This window comes from Drancourtella sp. An57, assembly GCF_002161525.1.
GTDB classification, from domain to species: Bacteria; Bacillota; Clostridia; order Lachnospirales; family Lachnospiraceae; genus Sellimonas; species Sellimonas catena.
On sequence record NZ_NFHY01000005.1, the window covers coordinates 91,738 to 109,296 of the forward strand.

Below are 17,559 nucleotides of genomic sequence, written 5' to 3' on the forward strand. Positions count from 1 at the left end.
CATGCCGCACGGCAGGATCCTCCTGTGTTTTTACAGTTCTTTTTTCAAATAGACCATATCCACGAGTTGAATTCCGCATTCGAAAATCGGATGGTCGTAGTTGTCGGTAAAGAAGTTTTTCACCCGGTGAGACTCGGTGAAGCCGCATTTTTTATAAAACGGAACAGTCAGCGGGCTGTCTCCGGTTCCGACATACATGGTATGATACTTTCCGGAATAAAGTCCGCAGACATAATCGATCATCTTCCTGCCATATCCAGATCCCTGACAATGTTCGTAAACCGCGATATTTTTCAGCTCGCAGGTGCCGTCATCACTGCATGTCACGACACAGACGCCTTTGAGATCTTCATCATAAAGCGCATACATGTCGCCGGCTTCCAGATAACGGTCAATCATGCTTTCCTGCTCATCTGCAAGCAGAAGCAGATCCAGAAACTGCTTTTTGTTTTCTGTGATTTTTTTGATTTTCATGATAACTTTCCTTTCCTGACAGAAGTAGTTATAGTTTACCACATGGATTCATGGTATACTAGTCTGGTAATGATGAATTTAAAATGAAAATCAGATAAGATACAGGAGGAAAGTTACATGAAGTTTATATCATGGAATGTAAATGGAATCCGCGCATGTGTGCAGAAAGGATTTCTGGATTTCTTTCAGGAGGCGGATGCAGATATTTTCTGTATTCAGGAGACAAAGATGCAGGAGGGACAGTTGGATCTGGAGCTTCCAGGATATCATCAGTACTGGAACTATGCGGTACGGAAAGGATACTCCGGAACTGCTATTTTTACGAAACGGGAGCCGGTTTCGGTACAGTACGGCATCGGCATCGAAGAGCACGATCAGGAAGGGCGTGTGATTACTCTGGAGTTTGAGGACTTTTATTTTGTCACGGTTTATACACCGAATTCCCAGAGTGAACTTGCAAGACTGGATTACCGGATGCAATGGGAGACGGATTTTCTTGCATATTTGAAGCGTCTGGAAGAGAAAAAACCGGTTGTTTTCTGCGGAGACCTGAACGTCGCAGCCGAAGAGATTGACCTTAAGAACCCGAAGACCAACCGGAAAAATGCCGGATTTACCGATGAAGAGCGGGACAAATTCCGGACGCTGAAAGCTGCTGGCTTTATCGATACTTTCCGGTATTTTTATCCGGATCAGGAAGGAATTTATTCCTGGTGGTCCTACCGGTTCAGCGCAAGAAAGAAGAACGCAGGCTGGCGTATTGACTACTTCGTAGTGTCAGAAGCGTTGAAAGACCGTCTGGAAGATGCGAAGATTCTGACGGAGGTCATGGGAAGCGATCACTGTCCGGTGGAACTGGATATGAAAGGATAGGAAGAAGCGATGTTTGATCTACAGCGATTTTTAGAAGGACTGGATCTGCTCTATGCATCCGGGAAAGGCCGTGAAGCAGAAGGGTACCTGAAACGGGGACTGAAAGAGGCGGCATCCTGCGGGGATGACGGAGCGATCCTTGCAATTTTGAATGAACTGATGGGATATTACCGGGCGGCAGGAAGATATGAGGAATGTCTGCTCTGCACCAGACAGGCCATGGAGCTTGCGGACGAGCTGGGGCTTGACGGCACGATGCAGTATGGCACGATGCTGTTAAATGCTGCGACGGGATACCGTGCCGCAGGGAAATATCAGGAGGCGGAAACGCTCTACGGACAGGCATACGAAATTTACCGGAGGTATATTACAGGGCCGGACTACCATATGGCATCGCTTCATAATAATCTGAGTCTTCTGTACAGTGAAACGGGACGTCTGAAAGAGGCGAAACGGGAGCTGGAGCGGGCAATGGAGATTGTCAGAAAGCTGGATGATGCAGACGTAGAAGTGGCAATTACCCATACGAACCTGGGAAATCTCTGTTTCCAGATGAACGAGACGGCCGAAGGAAAAGCGCATATGGAACAGGCGGTCCGGATTTTTGAAAAGATGCCGGACGGGAAGGATTCTCACTATGCGTCAGCGCTGTCCGGACTTGGCGAAGCGTATTTCCATGAAGGAAATCTGGAGGCATCTCAGGCATGCTATCAGAAAGCCCTGGATGAAATTTTCCGGTTCTACGGTGAAAATGAGTACTATCAGGTGACAAAACGGAATCTGGAAATTGTCTCGGATCTGCTGAGAAGACGGCAGGCGGCCGAGAAGAGCCAGATGAAAGGTCTGGAACTTGCAAAAGCTTATTATGAGGAATATGGAAAAACGATGATCGAAGAGCAGTTCCCGGAATATGCCGGGCGGATTGCGGCCGGGCTTGTAGGAGAAGGCTCGGAATGTCTGGGGTACGACGATGCCTGGTCCACGGATCACGATTTCGGTCCGGGATTTTGTCTGTGGCTGACGAAAAAAGATTATCGGAAAATCGGGCAGAAGTTGCAGGAAGCCTATGACGCGCTTCCAAAAGAATTTATGGGCTATGCGGCAAGAAATACGACGGAGCAGGGAAAGCAGCGTGTCGGCGTCTTTGAGATCGGGACATTTTTCCGGAATCTGACCGGATATAAAAAAGCACCGAAGGAAGACAAAGACTGGCTTCCCATTTCTCAGGAATCTCTGCGGACCGCAGTAAGCGGCGAGATCTTTGATGATCCGCTCGGGAAATTTACGAAGAGAAGAGCGGCGTTTTCCATGGAACCGGAGAGCGTCCGCTTGAAACGGCTCTATGTTTCACTTGGAAAAATGGCTCAGGCGGGACAGTATAATTTCCCGCGTGCCAAAAAGAGAAATGCTCTTGGAGCCATGTATTTTTCCCTGTCAGAGTTCCTCTCTGCGGCGGTGGAGACGGCATATCTTCTGAACAAAACCTACATGCCGTTTTACAAATGGAAAATAAAAGGCATGGAGGAATTTCAGAGGGTTCCGGAGATCAGGGGGCTGCTGGAAGAACTGATGGAAAAAGAGACGACGGACAAAGATATAGAAGAGAAAATCGAACAGATCTGCCGGATTGTGGCAGGCGAGCTGAACGGGCAGGGGATTTCCGACAGGGAGGATGATTTTCTGGAAGTCCACAAGGCGTCAGTGCTGGAAAAGTTGATGGAAATAGAAAAGGACAAGGGACATGATGGACAAAAACCAGTTGATTAAAGAGATTGTGGAAATGGAATGGCAGCAGTTCCAGAATGTTCACAATGAGGGCGGCAGGGCCTCCTGCCAGGATGACAAAGAGACCTTTGAGATTATGAGAAACAGCCAGTTCCTTGTGTGGAATGAGGAAGTATTGAAGAGTTATCTTGCGGATCTTCAGGATGCATGGGCGGACGGCTGGAATCTGCTGACGGAAAAGTACGCCAGAATGATGGAAAGTACAGCGCCAAAAGAATATGAAGCTTTCCGGGATATTCTTCCAAAGCGGAGTGAAGAACGGATTTGTCTGCAGGAAGAAGTGATCCGGCAGGAAATTGCGTGGGCGGAGGACTTCGCCCGGAGATATCCGAAGCTTGGCAGTACCGGAAGAAAGATCCATACCTCGGAAGACACACCATGGGATACTTCCCAGGAGACTTATTTAAGAGGTGAAATCGGCACCTTTTCGGACCGGACCATCAAACTGTATGCACGGATGATTCGGGAGATGGCCGAAAAAGGGGAAAACCTGACGGAGAAGAATCTCGGATTCATGGTCCGTTTCTATGGATACCAGTCTCTGGAAGAAGCGGAGCAAATGCAAAAATAACAAATAGAACCATAAAGACAGAAGAAAAGGAGACAGAGCAGATGTTGATGAAACGGGAAGATATGGCGGCAGTAGCGGTAGACTATCAGGAACGGCTCATGCCGGTTATGTATGAAAAAGAGGAACTGCTGGCACATTCAGTGATTCTCCTGAATGGACTAAGAGAACTTGGAATTCCGATTTATATCACGCAGCAGTATACAAGAGGACTTGGAATGACAGTGCCGGAGATTACAGAAGCGGCAGGAACCGGTGACTATCTGGAAAAGATCAGCTACAGTGCGGCTGAGGAAGTCATTCCGAAACTTGGAGAGAAGCGCACGGTAATTATCTGTGGAATCGAATCACACATCTGCGTGCTGCAGACGGTGATCGATCTGAAGGCAAAAGGATATACGCCGGTTCTGGTGACGGACTGCATTTCCAGCAGAAAGCCGCGGGATATGGAGATGGCTCTGGAGCGGGCAAAGATGGAAGGTGCCGTTCTGACCACCTACGAAGCGCTGCTGTTTGAGATTCTTGGAAAAGCAGGAACGCCGGAGGCAAAAAAAATACAAAAACTGATTAAATAAAAAACGATGCTTTTGGCAGACTGAAAAACTCCCCGCAGAAATGCATGGTACATAGTAGTACGGTGATTTCTGTGAGGAGTTTTTTGTTAGAAGTTCTTTTCCGATGCCTTTCCTGTAGAATTTCTCACCATCAGCTTTGCGTGAAGCAGCAGCGTTCCGATGGAAACATCGTTCATCAGGCTGTCCAGTGCATAGTAGCCGCATTTTCCGCCGATGATCTTTATCGGTGCGCTGACGATTCTGCCGTTGATCTTTATGATCTGTATGGCATTTACGAACTACAGTAAAATCGACAATCATCTGATGCTGTTTGACTGGGTGGGACTTGACAACTTCAAAGCGCTGTTTGATTCCAGCAGTATCCTGGGAAGCACGTTCTGGTCTGTACTTGGATGGACACTTGTGTGGGCGTTCTTCGCAACATTCAGCAACTATATTTTCGGTATGATTCTTTCTATTGTAATCAACCGGAAAGATACAAAGGCAAAGGGATTCTGGAGATTCTGCTTCGTACTCTCCTGTGCGGTTCCGATGTTCGTTTCTCTTCTGATTATGAGAACAATGCTTCAGCCGGAAGGCGCGGTCAATGTCCTGCTTCGTAATCTGGGACTGATTGCGCAGGATGCAAGCCTCCCGTTCTTTACGGATCCAACGTGGGCAAGAGTAACGGTTATTGTAATCAATATCTGGGTTGGTGTACCATATACACTGCTTCAGCTGACCGGAGTCCTTCAGAATATTCCGGGTGAACTTTACGAGGCCGCCAGAGTGGACGGCGCCAATGCAGTGCAGATCTTCTTTAAGATCACACTTCCGTACATGCTGTATGTGACGACACCATACCTGATTACAACATTTACAGGAAACGTCAACAACTTCAACGTTATCTACCTGTTGTCGGGAGGAGATCCGGTTACCAATCTGGAATCCACGGCAGGAAGCACTGACCTGCTTGTAACATGGCTGTACAAACTGACCGTAGACAAACAGTACTACAACATCGGTGCGGTTATCGGTATCCTGACATTTATCATTCTGGCGATTGCGGCGCTCCTTACTTACCGCAACAGTAAATCATATAAAGAAGAAGGGGGATTCTAGATCATGGCTGCGAAAACAAAAGTACGCTCAGCTAAAAAGAGACGTTTTATCAATAATACGATCGTTCATGTCGTACTTGCCATACTGGCGTTTATCTGGGTATTCCCGATTATCTGGGTAATACTGACGAGCTTCCGGGCGGAAAAAGGATCCTATGTTTCCACCTTCTTCCCGCAAAGCTTCACACTTGACAACTATGTGAAACTGTTTACGGATACATCAATCCTGAACTTTCCGCAGATGTTCATGAACACGCTGTTCATCGCAGTATGTTCCTGTATCTTATCTACCTTTTATGTTCTGGCAGTTTCCTACTGTCTGTCCAGACTGAAATTTAAACTGCGGAAACCATACATGAACATGGCGATGATTCTTGGTCTGTTTCCTGGATTCATGTCAATGATTGCGGTGTACTTCATCCTGAAGGCAATTGGCCTTACAGAAGGCAATCTGATCAAACTGGCTTTGATCCTGTGTTATTCAGGAGGAGCAGGCTTAAGCTTCCAGATCGCAAAAGGATTCTTTGATACGGTTCCGATTGCGGTGGACGAGGCGGCGCTTCTCGATGGATGTACAAGGTGGCAGATTTTTACGAAGATTACACTGCCGCTTAGTAAACCGATCGTTATTTACACGGTACTGACATCTTTCATGTCACCATGGCTGGATTTCATTTTCGCAAAGGTAATCTGCCGTGCAAACTCCGACCAGTATACAGTTGCGATCGGACTTTGGAATATGCTTCAGAAAGAATATATTGACAGCTGGTACACAAGTTTCGCTGCAGGAGCGGTGCTGATTTCAATTCCGATCGCGATCCTCTTCCTGTTCATGCAGAGATACTACGTGGACGGTATGTCCGGTGCTGTAAAGGGCTAAAACAATCAGATTTGAATGAGGGACAGACAGATGAGAAAGACAGCAAAAGAATGGAAAACATTTTATTCAGATCCGGAATTTGAACAGAACTATACCTATGAAGGGCATGACCTCGGGGCAGCCTGCACGGAGGATGGAACTTCCATCCTCCTGTGGAGCCCGGTGGCCGAGTCTGTAACAGTCCGCTTCTATCATGATGGAGAATCAGAAGATTCATACCGGACGGAAGCGATGGTAAAAGAGGGCAAAGGTGTCTGGGCATACCGGACAAAAGAAGTGCTTCACAAAGTATACTATGATTTTGAACTTTCCATAGAGGGAAAGATGATATGCTCGGCGGATCCTTATGCGAAAGCCTGCGGGATCAACGGAAAGAGGAGCATGATTGTAGATTTAAAAAGAACAGATCCTAAAGGATGGGAGGAAGATGTTTCCCCCGCTTATCAGCAGGAACAGATTATTTATGAGCTGCATATCGGGGAATATTCCTGGGATCCGTCCGGAGGATTCCCGGCAGCTTTCCGGGGGAAGTATAAGGCATTTACCTGTGAGAATACGACACTAGACCACGACGGCGTGCATCCCACGGGCTTTTCTTATATGAAGAAACTCGGTATCACCCACGTGCAGCTGATGCCGGCCTACGATTATGGATCTGTGGATGAAAGCAAGACAGAAGGGGAGTTCAACTGGGGATACGATCCGGTGAACTATAACGTTCCGGAAGGCTCCTACTCGACGGACCCAAGAAACGGAGAGGTCCGGATCAAAGAATTCAAGGAGATGATCCAGTTTCTGCATAAAAACGGGTTCCGGGTCATCATGGATGTGGTTTATAATCATACCTATTCCCTTGATGCCTGGTTCCAGAAAACGGTGCCGTGGTACTATTACCGTGTCCACGAAAACGGGGAGACCGCAAACGGTTCTGCCTGCGGGAACGATGTGGCGAGCGAGCGGAGCATGTGCGCAAACTACATTCTGGACTCCGTTCTTTACTGGGCTGAAGAATACCACATCGACGGCTTCCGGTTTGACCTGATGGGGCTTCTGGATACGGGACTGATGAACCGGATTGAGAAGGAACTTGCGCTCCGGTATGGTAAAGGGGAAAAGATGGTATTCGGAGAACCGTGGTCTGCAGATGAAACTCCGATGGAAAAACAGGCGGTTCCGGCACTGAAATGCCATGTGGACCAGCTGGATCCGCATGTAGGCTTCTTCTGTGATGATACACGGGATGCGGTAAAAGGTCATACATTCGAAGGGGAGGAGCCGGGATTTGTCAATGGGGGAGAAGGCCTGGAGGAGGAAATTCTTGCTTCCGTCCGCGCCTGGTGCGGCCCGGAATCGAAGGTGAAAGCACCTTCTCAGGTCATCACCTATGTATCTGCCCATGACAACTGGACATTGTGGGATAAACTCTCCCTGACAATCCCGGATGAGAAAGAACGGATGCAGGCCAACCGCATGGCAGCGGCCATCTACATGACCTGCCAGGGAAATCTGTTCTTCCTATCCGGAGAGGAATTTGCCCGCACGAAAGACGGACTGGAAAATTCCTACAATGCGCCGATTGAGATCAACCGGCTGGACTGGAAACGGGCTTATGAACAGTATGAACTTACAGAGTATTACAGCGGACTGATTCATCTGAGAAAACAGCTTCCGGGACTTTGCGACAAATCCAGGAACGCATGGAAAAGGATTCAGAACCGGTGGAAAACAGACGGAGCAGTTGGGTTTACGGTGGATAATCGAAACGAAAGAGCACCGTCAAGATGGGAAACGTTATGTATTATTTATAATAGTAGAAATGAAAAATTTGCGGTTGAGCTTCCGGAAGGAAAATGGGAAGTCCTTCTGGATGGATACAGCAGCAATCTGTGGAGAGATCCATTTGTTACAGAAGGAACGGTAAAGGTGGACAGCCACAGTGTATTAGTACTTGGACAAACAGGAAAGTGAAGACAGATTTATGAAATGGATATACGGAAAACAGGATTTTAAAACACTTTCAAGAGGACAGGAAAACTGTTATCTTCTGACAAACGGACTGGGAGGGTTTTCCTCTCTGACGACGACCGGTTCGGTTACGAGAAATGACCATGCGCTATTGATGGCATGTACGAAGGCACCGAATCATCGATACAATCTGATCCATCGTATGAAAGAAGAGATCCGGATCGGAGAAGAGAAACAGATTCTCTCGGCGCAGGAGTTTGCGGACGGGACAAAAGAAGAAGGATATCAGCATCTGTCCGCATTCTCCTTTGAGGATACTCCGGTCTGGCGCTGGGAGACAAAAGGTGTCCGGATCCGGAAAGAAATTGGTATGACCCAGCAGGAAAATACGGTGGCAGTTGTCTATGAGATGAAAAATCAAAGCCTGTTTGATGCAGAGCTTGTCGTTACACCTTTTTTACAGTTTGTAAGAAAGGGAGAGGATCTGGTGGAGGAGCAGGTGTTTGAACGAAAAGGGAATACCGTTTCTTCAGACGGATTGACTCTCTATTTCGAGACGAACGGGGAAATCCTCCCGGAGGAGCAGACAGAGACGTATTATTACAGCTATGATGCCTGCGACGGCAGAAGGGAGAGCGGAACGGCAAAAGCGGTGCTGAAGATCCGGATGCAGGTTCCGGCAGGAGAAAGAAGGACACTTTCTATCGTCTGCTCGATGGAACAAGGCAGAACCGATGCGCAGGCAGTGATTGCGGAGACAAAGAAGTACAGAAAAGCGCTGGAGGAAAAAGCCGGATTTGCGGATCCGATGGCAAAGGTTCTTGTAAAGAGTGCGGCACAGTTTGTAGCAGACCGGGAATCTACAGGAGGAAAAACGATTCTTGCAGGCTTCCCGTTCTTTGAGGACTGGGGCCGGGATACGATGATTGCTCTTCCGGGTGTCTGCATTTCCACCGGGCAGTATGAGACGGCAAAAGAGATCCTGAGGACCTTTGCAGCAAACGAGCGTGACGGTCTGATGCCGAATCTGTTCCCGGAAGGAAAGAATGAGCCTAGGTACAATACAGTGGATGCAGCTCTTTTGTTTATCAACTGTGTGTATCTGTATTATCAGGCATCGGGGGATATGGACTTTGTCAAGGAAGTCTGGCCTGTGATGGAACGGATCATCACAAAATACCGGGAGGGAACGAGACACGGCATCCGGATGGAAGAAGACGGCCTGATCCGGGCAGGAGAAGGCCTGGACCAGGTGACCTGGATGGATGTCCGGGTGGGAGAAATCCTTCCGACGCCAAGACATGGCAAACCGGTGGAGATCAATGCCTACTGGTATAATGCACTTCGGATTATGGAAATATTTGCATCTGAACTTGGATTGGAATATACTAGGTATGGGGTGCTTGCGGACAGGACACGCACTTCTTTCCGGGAACAGTTCTGGAATGAAGAGAGAGGATGCCTGAAAGATCTCGTATCCGGAACAAAGGCGGACATGCAGATCCGGTGCAACCAGATCTGGGCCGTATCCATGCCGTTTACCATGCTGGAAAAAGATCAGGAACGGCAGGTGGTGCGCACCGTCTATGAAAAACTGTACACCCCTTACGGACTGCGCACGCTGGAAGAAGGGGACGAAGAGTTCCACCCGTTTTACGGGGGAGAGATGATAGAACGTGACCTGGCATATCATCAGGGAACGGTCTGGACCTTCCCGCTTGGCGCTTATTATCTGGCATATCTGAAGGTATGCGGATACAGCGAAGAGGCGAAAGAAGAAGTCAAAGAACAGCTGGAAGTCATGGAAAGCGCCATGAGGGAGGGCTGTATCGGACAGCTTCCGGAGATTTACGACGGAGGAAATCCATCCTCGTCTAAGGGATGCTTCGCCCAGGCGTGGAGCGTAGGAGAAATTCTGCGTGTATATGAAGCAGTCAAATAAGAACACACATCGAAAGGAGAACAAAGATGGAACAGTTATTACAGGAGATGTTACAGAAGAACTATGGAAAAAGCATCAGCGATGCGTCCAATGAAGAAATTTATACAGCGCTTTTATGCATTACAAAAGAGAAAATGGCAGGAATGAAGAGGAATGAAGGAAATAAAAAACTCTATTATATTTCCGCGGAATTCCTGATTGGAAAACTGTTATCCAACAACCTGATTAACCTTGGCCTGTTTGATGAGACAAGAGAGGTACTGAAAAATCACGGCAAAGATATTACAGAAATCGAGGAGGCCGAGCTGGAGCCGTCCCTTGGAAACGGAGGACTTGGACGTCTGGCAGCGTGTTTTCTGGATTCCATCGCGACACTGGGACTGCCGGGAGACGGCGTGGGCTTAAACTACCACGACGGATTGTTCCGTCAGACCTTTGTTGACAACAAGCAGAGAGAAGAGAAAAACCCGTGGATCACAGACAACAGCTGGCTGACAAAGACGGAACGCCATTTTGAAGTGCCGTTTAAAGATTTCACTCTGACTTCCACAATGTACGATATTGATGTGCCGGGTTATAAAAACGGCTGCAACAAGCTGCATCTGTTTGATCTGGATTCTGTGGACGAGTCCATCATCCATGACGGTATCCAGTTTGACAAAGAGGATATCAAGAAGAACCTGACACTCTTCCTCTATCCGGATGACAGTGACGAGGCAGGACAGCTGTTAAGAATCTATCAGCAGTATTTCATGGTCAGCAACGCGGCACAGCTGATCCTTGCAGAGGCGGAGGAGAAAGGATACAACCTCTATCAGCTGTATGATCATGTGGCAATCCAGATCAACGATACCCATCCGACGATGGTCATTCCGGAGCTGATCCGTCTCCTGATGCAGAGAGGATTTAACATGGATACCGCTGTGGATGTTGTAAGAAAAACCTGTGCGTACACGAACCACACAATTCTGGCAGAGGCACTGGAAAAATGGCCGATCCATTATCTGGAGAAGGTCGTTCCGCACCTGATGCCGATCATCCGGGATCTGGACGCACGTGTCAGAAGAGACTTCCACGATGAAAGAGTGTACATCATCGATAATCATGACCGGGTACACATGGCGCACATTGACATTCACTTTGGCTACGCAGTCAATGGAGTAGCGGCTCTTCATACCGAGATTCTGAAAGAATCCGAGTTAAAGCCGTTCTACGACATTTATCCGGAAAAATTCAACAATAAGACGAACGGAATCACGTTCCGCAGATGGCTCGTACACTGCAACCATGAGCTGTCTGATTATCTGGCAGACCTGATCGGACCGGAATTCATGGATGACGCTTCCAATCTGGAAAAGCTTCTCGTATACAAGGACGATGAGAAAGTGCTTGGTGATCTGAGAGCGATCAAGAAAAACGCAAAAACTGCACTGAAGAATTATCTGATGCAGACACAGGGAGTGGAAATCGATGAGAATTCCATCTTTGATATCCAGATCAAACGTCTCCATGAGTACAAGAGACAGCAGATGAACGCACTGTATGCAATTTACAAATACAAAGAAATCAAGAAAGGCAATCTGCCAAAACGCCCGATTACAATGATCTTCGGTGCAAAGGCAGCGCCGGCTTATACGATTGCAAAGGATATCATCCATCTGATCCTCTGCCTGCAGAAACTGATCGAAAACGATCCGGCGGTACGTCCGTACATGCGGATTGTCATGGTAGAAAACTACAATGTTACCAAGGCGGAAAAACTGATCCCGGCATGTGACATTTCCGAGCAGATTTCCCTTGCTTCCAAGGAAGCATCCGGAACCGGAAACATGAAATTCATGCTTAACGGTGCCGTGACACTGGGAACGGAAGATGGAGCAAACGTGGAGATTCACGAGCTGGTAGGAGATGAGAACATCTACATCTTCGGCGCAAAATCAGAAGAAGTCATCAAACTTTACGATACAGCAGGATACAACTCCGGCGAGATTTATGACAACGATCCGATGATCGAGGAGCTGGTAGACTTTATCATCAGCAAAGACCTGATCCGCATCGGTGATCCGGTGAGTCTTGCAAGACTGTACAAAGAGATTGTATCCAAAGACTGGTTCATGACCCTTCTGGATGTGAAAGATTACATTCAGACAAAAGAGCAGATGCTCGAAGATTATGAGGATGAGAAGACATGGGCAAAGAAAGCGCTTGTCAACATTGCGAAAGCCGGATTCTTCTCTTCTGACCGGACTATCCGGGAATACAATGAGGACATCTGGCATCTGTAGGCCGGATGTGGTATGAAAGGGGATCAATCATGAGAGAAACAGGAATATTGATGCCGGTATCCGCACTCCCGTCCCGTACGGGAGTGGGGGAACTGGGTGCATACGCATATGAGTTTGTCGATGCCCTGAAGGAAAACGGTGTGAAGATCTGGCAGATTCTTCCGCTCAATCCGGTGGGATACGGGAACTCTCCGTATCAGCCGTATTCCTCCTGCGCAGGAGACGAGCTTTACATCAGTCTGGACCTGCTTTATGAGGGGGGGCTGTTGAAAGAGAAGGCGCCTTCCTTCAGGGAAAACGCAAAAACCGTTGACTATGATGCAGTCCGGGCATTCAAAGAGCCGTATCTGAAAGAAGCGTTCGCCAATTTTCAGGAGACGGAAGAGTACCGGGAATTTACAAGACAGACGTGGGTGTACGAATACGCGGTATTCCGTGCCCTGAAAAAGGCAAACGGCAATGCCTGCTGGAATGAATGGAAAGCAGAAGACAAAGCCTGGCCGGAAGTGCCTGCACCGCTCGCAAAGGAGCAGGAAGACGAGGCGGCCTATCAGATGTTCCTTCAGTATGAATTTTTCACTCAGTGGATGGCAGTGAAAAAGCATGCCAACGAAAACGGCATCCAGATCATGGGAGATGTGCCGTTCTATGTGGGTGTGGACTCGGTAGATGTCTGGGGCGGAAAGGATAACTTCCTTCTGGACACAGACGGACGGCCGATCTTCATCGCCGGAGTACCGCCTGATTATTTCAGCGCTACCGGACAGCGGTGGGGCAACCCGATCTATAACTGGGACTATATGAAGGAGCATGGATATCAGTTCTGGACCGACCGGATCGGATACAACCAGAAGCTGTTTGACATCATCCGGATTGACCATTTCCGGGCGTTTGACACTTTCTGGAAGATTCCGGCAGAGTGTCCGACAGCCATTGAAGGAGAATGGATCGAAGCTCCGGGATACGAAGTCATCGACACACTGAAAGCAAAGATTGACGGACTCAATCTGGTGGCTGAAGACCTTGGGGAACTCCGCCCGGAAGTACTGGAATTAAAAGACCATTATCATTTGAAAGGGATGAAAATCCTTGTCTTTTCCATCGAAACAGGTGGAAAATATGCCTACGACAGTTTCCACGATGTGGAAAACATGATCATTTATACCGGAACCCACGACAACGATACGCTGATGCAGTGGTATGAGGGATTAAGCGTGGCAGCAAAAAGAAAGGTACGCCGCTTCCTCAAACGTCAGGGCATCAAACAGGGCTCCGTGAAAGGCCGGCTCCTTACCTATACATTCCGGAGCAGGGCAGAGTACGCGATCATTCCGATGGCGGACATTCTGGGACTTGGAGAAGAAGGGCATATCAATACGCCGGGAACAGTCGGCTCTCCGAACTGGGAATGGAGAATTACGGATTTTACACAGGCAAAGAAGGAACTGAAACACTACCGGAAAACAATGACAGAAAGGGCCTGATGACAGATGGATTTTACAGGAGTTTACCATAGAACAACCGAGCAGATGAGCTACTCGTTAAATGAATCGGAACTGATTGTCAATCTGAAGACAGGATATGATGTGAAGCGGGTGTTCCTCTATTATGGAGATCCCTTTGAAGCGGGAATTCTTGGAGGAAACGAAAAGTGGACCGGAGTCCGGGAAGAGATTGTCTACAAAAAACGGCTGAAACATCAGATCTGGTGGACTACGACTCTCGTACCGAAATACAAGCGCTGCAAGTATTATTTTGAACTGCACACAGATGATGAGGTCTGGTATTATTTTGAAGACGGATTTCTGACAAAAGAGCAGATGGAGATGGACGGCCGGATGCTTCAGTGCTTTACGGTTCCATGGATGAATCCGGCTGATGTGAACCGGACGCCGGACTGGGTAAATGATACGATCTGGTATCAGATTTTCCCGGACCGTTTCTGCAACGGGACGCCGGGAGACGACCGGGAGGGAATTCTTCCGTGGAAAAATGAGGGAGAAGTCAAAAACGAAGAGCGTTACGGCGGAAACCTGGAAGGAATCCGTCAGAAGCTTCCTTATCTGAAAGAACTCGGCATCACCGGAATTTACCTGAATCCGATTATGGAGGCAGACTCCAACCATAAATACGACACAAAAGATTATACAAAAATCGATCCGCAGTTCGGAGACTCCGAGACGATGAAACGCCTGGTAGCAGAGGCGCACGAACATGGAATCCGTGTGATGGTGGACGCAGTCTTTAATCATTGTGGAAAAGACTTTGCGCCATGGCTGGACGTGAAGAAAAACGGGAAAGATTCCGCCTACGCAGACTGGTTCATGGTCAACGACTGGACGATGCTGAACAAAGAAGCAAGTACGAGAGACGGGCGGTATTATTCCTTCGCCTTTGCGGACAAGATGCCGAAACTCAATACGAACAGCGAGTCCGTGATCCGATATTTCCAGGATGTCTGCGAAAGCTGGATCCGGGACTATGATATTGACGGCATCCGTTTTGATGTGGGAAATGAAGTGTCCCACCGGTTCCTGAAACGGATCCGGGATCATGTGAAAGCCATCAAACCGGATATCTATCTTCTGGGAGAAATCTGGCATGACGCCAGCCAGTGGCTGATGGGAGACGAATACGACTCCGTCATGAACTATCCGCTCATGAGCGGTATCCACGATTTCTTCATCGATCCGACAATGAAAAAGGAAGACTTCGAGTACATGATCAACCACTGCTACACGATGTATATGCAGCAGTCCAACAATGTACTGTTCAATCTTCTGGATTCCCACGATACGGAGCGTCTTATGAACCGCTTCCACGATCTGGACCTGTTCTACCAGCAGCTGGCGATTCTCTTTACCATGCCGGGAAGTCCGTGCATCTATTACGGCACGGAAATTGCCATGGAAGGAAGTTTCGATCCGGACTGCCGCAGATGTATGCCGTGGGATCAGATTCAGACCGAAGAAAACCAGCAGAAGATTCATGAAATCCAGAAGCTGATTCATCTTCGGAAGACGGAACCGGCGCTGCGAAGTCTGTATTTCCACTTCCCGGAAGCATATGACGAGCCGCGTCTGGTACAGTATATTAAACTTGATCAGGAGCAGAATAAGATCGAAATCCTTCTGAACTGCACGGAAGAACCGGTGACAGTGAAAGGAGAAGGAGAGATCCTGTTCCAGAGACAATATCAGGATGGACGCCTGGAACCGAAAGGAGTACTGATTCGGAGAATCGGGCGGTAAGAAAATGTCAGTAGCCGGACAATATTTTACTGTAATATCAGGGGAGGTAGTGACTCATATGAGCCATTACCTCCCCTGAGTTTATGTTAAATTGGTTTTTGTATGATGTAAAAACCTAAGGGAAAACAGAGTGGAAACCATATGTAGAAAAAATGTTTTCCAAATAGATCTAAAATACTTTTGCGGTCTCTTACTCAATATAGCGCATAGATGACTAAACATACATGGTGAGCCAATTATTGATATTCCAGAAGAATATTTTCTAGTCGTCCAATGGCATCTTTATAGCTGTAACAACAGTCATCCTTTAGATAGGAACAAAAATCATAAAAATCTGTCAAAAGCCCTGGCTCTGATAAATCAAGAAAGATCTGGCTGTATTCCAGACTCTCATTTGCGACAGGAATCATCAGATATCCATTATTCGGTGTTATATAAATATAGATACCGTTTCGAGCGGGAAAGGAATGATCTCGGAGCAGATACATCTGGGAAGGATCGCATGTTTTCATAAAAAGCCGTATAAGATATAGTCTGTCCTTCGTGGAAAATGGAGCGTAAATATTAGAAGGATATTCTTCAATACGTCCTGTTTCCAGAAAATTACGTATCCCCTGTTCTGTAAATATAAAACTTGTTTTACTGTTTTTGAAATTTTCCTTTGCCTGCGAAAAGAAGAGCGTGAGTAGTTCCAAGGTAGAGGATCGAAAATCAGAATCCTTATAAACATATTTTTCAAGGAAGGATTCTGGCATAAAATACGTCATGCATGGAACAGGTTCAAACATCAAAGTATTTTTTGTTTTTAAATCTAGCTTCTGTAGGTAACAAAGCTGAGACATTACATCAGGAATTTTTGTTGCAAGTGGCAAAACAGTCTGTATACATTTCTGGAAAACCTCCTGATATAAACTGACTGAAGCAGTATTATGAAACAAAATCCCCTTCATTAGTGATTCTGAAAAAATAAGGGCATTTTCGGAGGTCAAAACCAGATATGGAAATAAGCTCAGCAAAGATTCGTCGGGAGGCGAATCCTTGTAATAATAGTATGAATTATAAGAGCAGCCGCATACATACAATGGCAGGATTTTACGGAGGCACTCCAGATTATAAGGCTGTTCATGGTGAAAAGACTGCTCTGCGTTGTTCAGACAAAAAATATGTTCAATTTTCAATGTATGCTCATGGTATCCCAGAGATACGAGGTATTCAATAACAGCTGGAAAATCCGGGGGCATTAAAAGTCGAACATATCCATTTTTCTTTGAGGATTCCAGCATCAGGATATCAAATATATACTGGAGAAGCTTTGTCTGACCGTTTAATACGGTGACTTCCGCTAATGGGATAGAACGAGAAGGAGGAACAGTGGTTAAAGAAGACTCCGAAATCGTATAATTTTCAAAATTCGTAAGTAGATTTAGAATTGCTTTTCTACGGTAATATGTTTTTGCTCCTACGGAAGCAATATTATAGGCTTCGAGCAGGGAATCACATTCATTAGGGGTAAGTTGCATGAAAGCAGACATTTTCCGAACAAGTTCGAGTGACGGAGGTTTGCGATCTCCGCTTATATATTTGTACATATTTGCACGGTCAGCTCCGCAGAATTGTGCCATAGAATATACATTGATATCTTTGCTATGAATATATTTTGTCAATAATTGTGAAAAAACAGTTTCCATAACATCCCTCCAGATAAAATTATAGCTATATTATTATAAGAAATTATGGGCAAAAAAACTATATAAAAAGTAGAAAATAAATTGACTACAAACGATGACACATATTGATGAAAAACGATAGAGTGAATAGACTGAAAATGTATATGTTGGAATATATAATATATACAAAAAAG

At 46.9% G+C, this 17,559-nt stretch carries 13 protein-coding genes; 11 read left to right on the plus strand and 2 right to left on the minus strand.

The features are described 5' to 3' along the window. Nucleotides 1-30: 30 nt before the first annotated feature. Nucleotides 31-474 carry a GNAT family N-acetyltransferase gene (locus tag B5G11_RS05455; RefSeq protein ID WP_087252457.1) on the minus strand — a complete coding sequence of 148 codons (444 nt, stop codon included), beginning with the start codon at nucleotides 472-474 and terminating at the stop codon, nucleotides 31-33. Nucleotides 475-591: 117 nt separating this feature from the next. Here B5G11_RS05455 and B5G11_RS05460 point away from each other — a divergent pair, with 117 nt between their 5' ends. The 11 genes from B5G11_RS05460 to B5G11_RS05510 all read left to right on the plus strand — a co-directional run bounded on the left by B5G11_RS05460 (nucleotide 592) and on the right by B5G11_RS05510 (nucleotide 15,698). Beyond that, on the plus strand, nucleotides 592-1,347 hold the full coding sequence (locus tag B5G11_RS05460) for an exodeoxyribonuclease III (RefSeq protein WP_087252458.1): 756 nt from the start codon (nucleotides 592-594) through the stop codon (nucleotides 1,345-1,347). 9 nt (nucleotides 1,348-1,356) lie between these two features. Further along, nucleotides 1,357-3,114, plus strand: a complete 1,758-nt coding sequence (locus tag B5G11_RS05465; RefSeq protein ID WP_087252459.1) for a DUF4037 domain-containing protein — start codon at nucleotides 1,357-1,359, stop codon at nucleotides 3,112-3,114. Beyond that, a complete protein-coding gene (locus B5G11_RS05470) occupies nucleotides 3,089-3,703 on the plus strand; it encodes a DUF4125 family protein (protein WP_204229570.1) in 615 nt (204 codons plus the stop codon). The genes B5G11_RS05465 and B5G11_RS05470 overlap by 26 nt, the downstream gene beginning before the upstream one ends. A gap of 41 nt (nucleotides 3,704-3,744) precedes the next feature. Then, nucleotides 3,745-4,275 (plus strand): isochorismatase family protein, encoded by a 531-nt coding sequence (locus B5G11_RS05475; RefSeq protein ID WP_087168094.1) that lies wholly within the window; start codon nucleotides 3,745-3,747, stop codon nucleotides 4,273-4,275. 213 nt (nucleotides 4,276-4,488) lie between these two features. After that, nucleotides 4,489-5,376, plus strand: a complete 888-nt coding sequence (locus B5G11_RS05480) for a sugar ABC transporter permease (protein ID WP_330677477.1) — start codon at nucleotides 4,489-4,491, stop codon at nucleotides 5,374-5,376. 3 nt (nucleotides 5,377-5,379) lie between these two features. Next, a complete protein-coding gene (locus tag B5G11_RS05485) occupies nucleotides 5,380-6,255 on the plus strand; it encodes a sugar ABC transporter permease (protein WP_087168093.1) in 876 nt (291 codons plus the stop codon). 30 nt (nucleotides 6,256-6,285) lie between these two features. Further along, nucleotides 6,286-8,223 carry a type I pullulanase gene (pulA, locus tag B5G11_RS05490; protein ID WP_087252460.1) on the plus strand — a complete coding sequence of 646 codons (1,938 nt, stop codon included), beginning with the start codon at nucleotides 6,286-6,288 and terminating at the stop codon, nucleotides 8,221-8,223. Between the two features lie 10 nt (nucleotides 8,224-8,233). Further along, entirely contained in the window at nucleotides 8,234-10,162 is a 1,929-nt protein-coding gene (locus B5G11_RS05495) for an amylo-alpha-1,6-glucosidase (protein WP_087252511.1), read from the plus strand. Nucleotides 10,163-10,188: 26 nt separating this feature from the next. Further along, nucleotides 10,189-12,447: a glycogen/starch/alpha-glucan phosphorylase gene (locus tag B5G11_RS05500; RefSeq protein WP_087252461.1), complete on the plus strand. Its 2,259-nt coding sequence runs from the start codon at nucleotides 10,189-10,191 to the stop codon at nucleotides 12,445-12,447. A 29-nt stretch (nucleotides 12,448-12,476) separates the two neighbouring features. Continuing rightward, nucleotides 12,477-13,931: a 4-alpha-glucanotransferase gene (gene malQ / locus B5G11_RS05505; RefSeq protein ID WP_087168089.1), complete on the plus strand. Its 1,455-nt coding sequence runs from the start codon at nucleotides 12,477-12,479 to the stop codon at nucleotides 13,929-13,931. A gap of 6 nt (nucleotides 13,932-13,937) precedes the next feature. Further along, complete coding sequence (locus B5G11_RS05510; protein WP_087252462.1) at nucleotides 13,938-15,698, plus strand: glycoside hydrolase family 13 protein; 1,761 nt, start codon at nucleotides 13,938-13,940, stop codon at nucleotides 15,696-15,698. A 236-nt stretch (nucleotides 15,699-15,934) separates the two neighbouring features. Here the strand turns inward: B5G11_RS05510 and B5G11_RS05515 are convergent, their stop codons facing one another. Then, complete coding sequence (locus tag B5G11_RS05515; RefSeq protein ID WP_087252463.1) at nucleotides 15,935-17,386, minus strand: hypothetical protein; 1,452 nt, start codon at nucleotides 17,384-17,386, stop codon at nucleotides 15,935-15,937. Nucleotides 17,387-17,559: the final 173 nt, after the last annotated feature.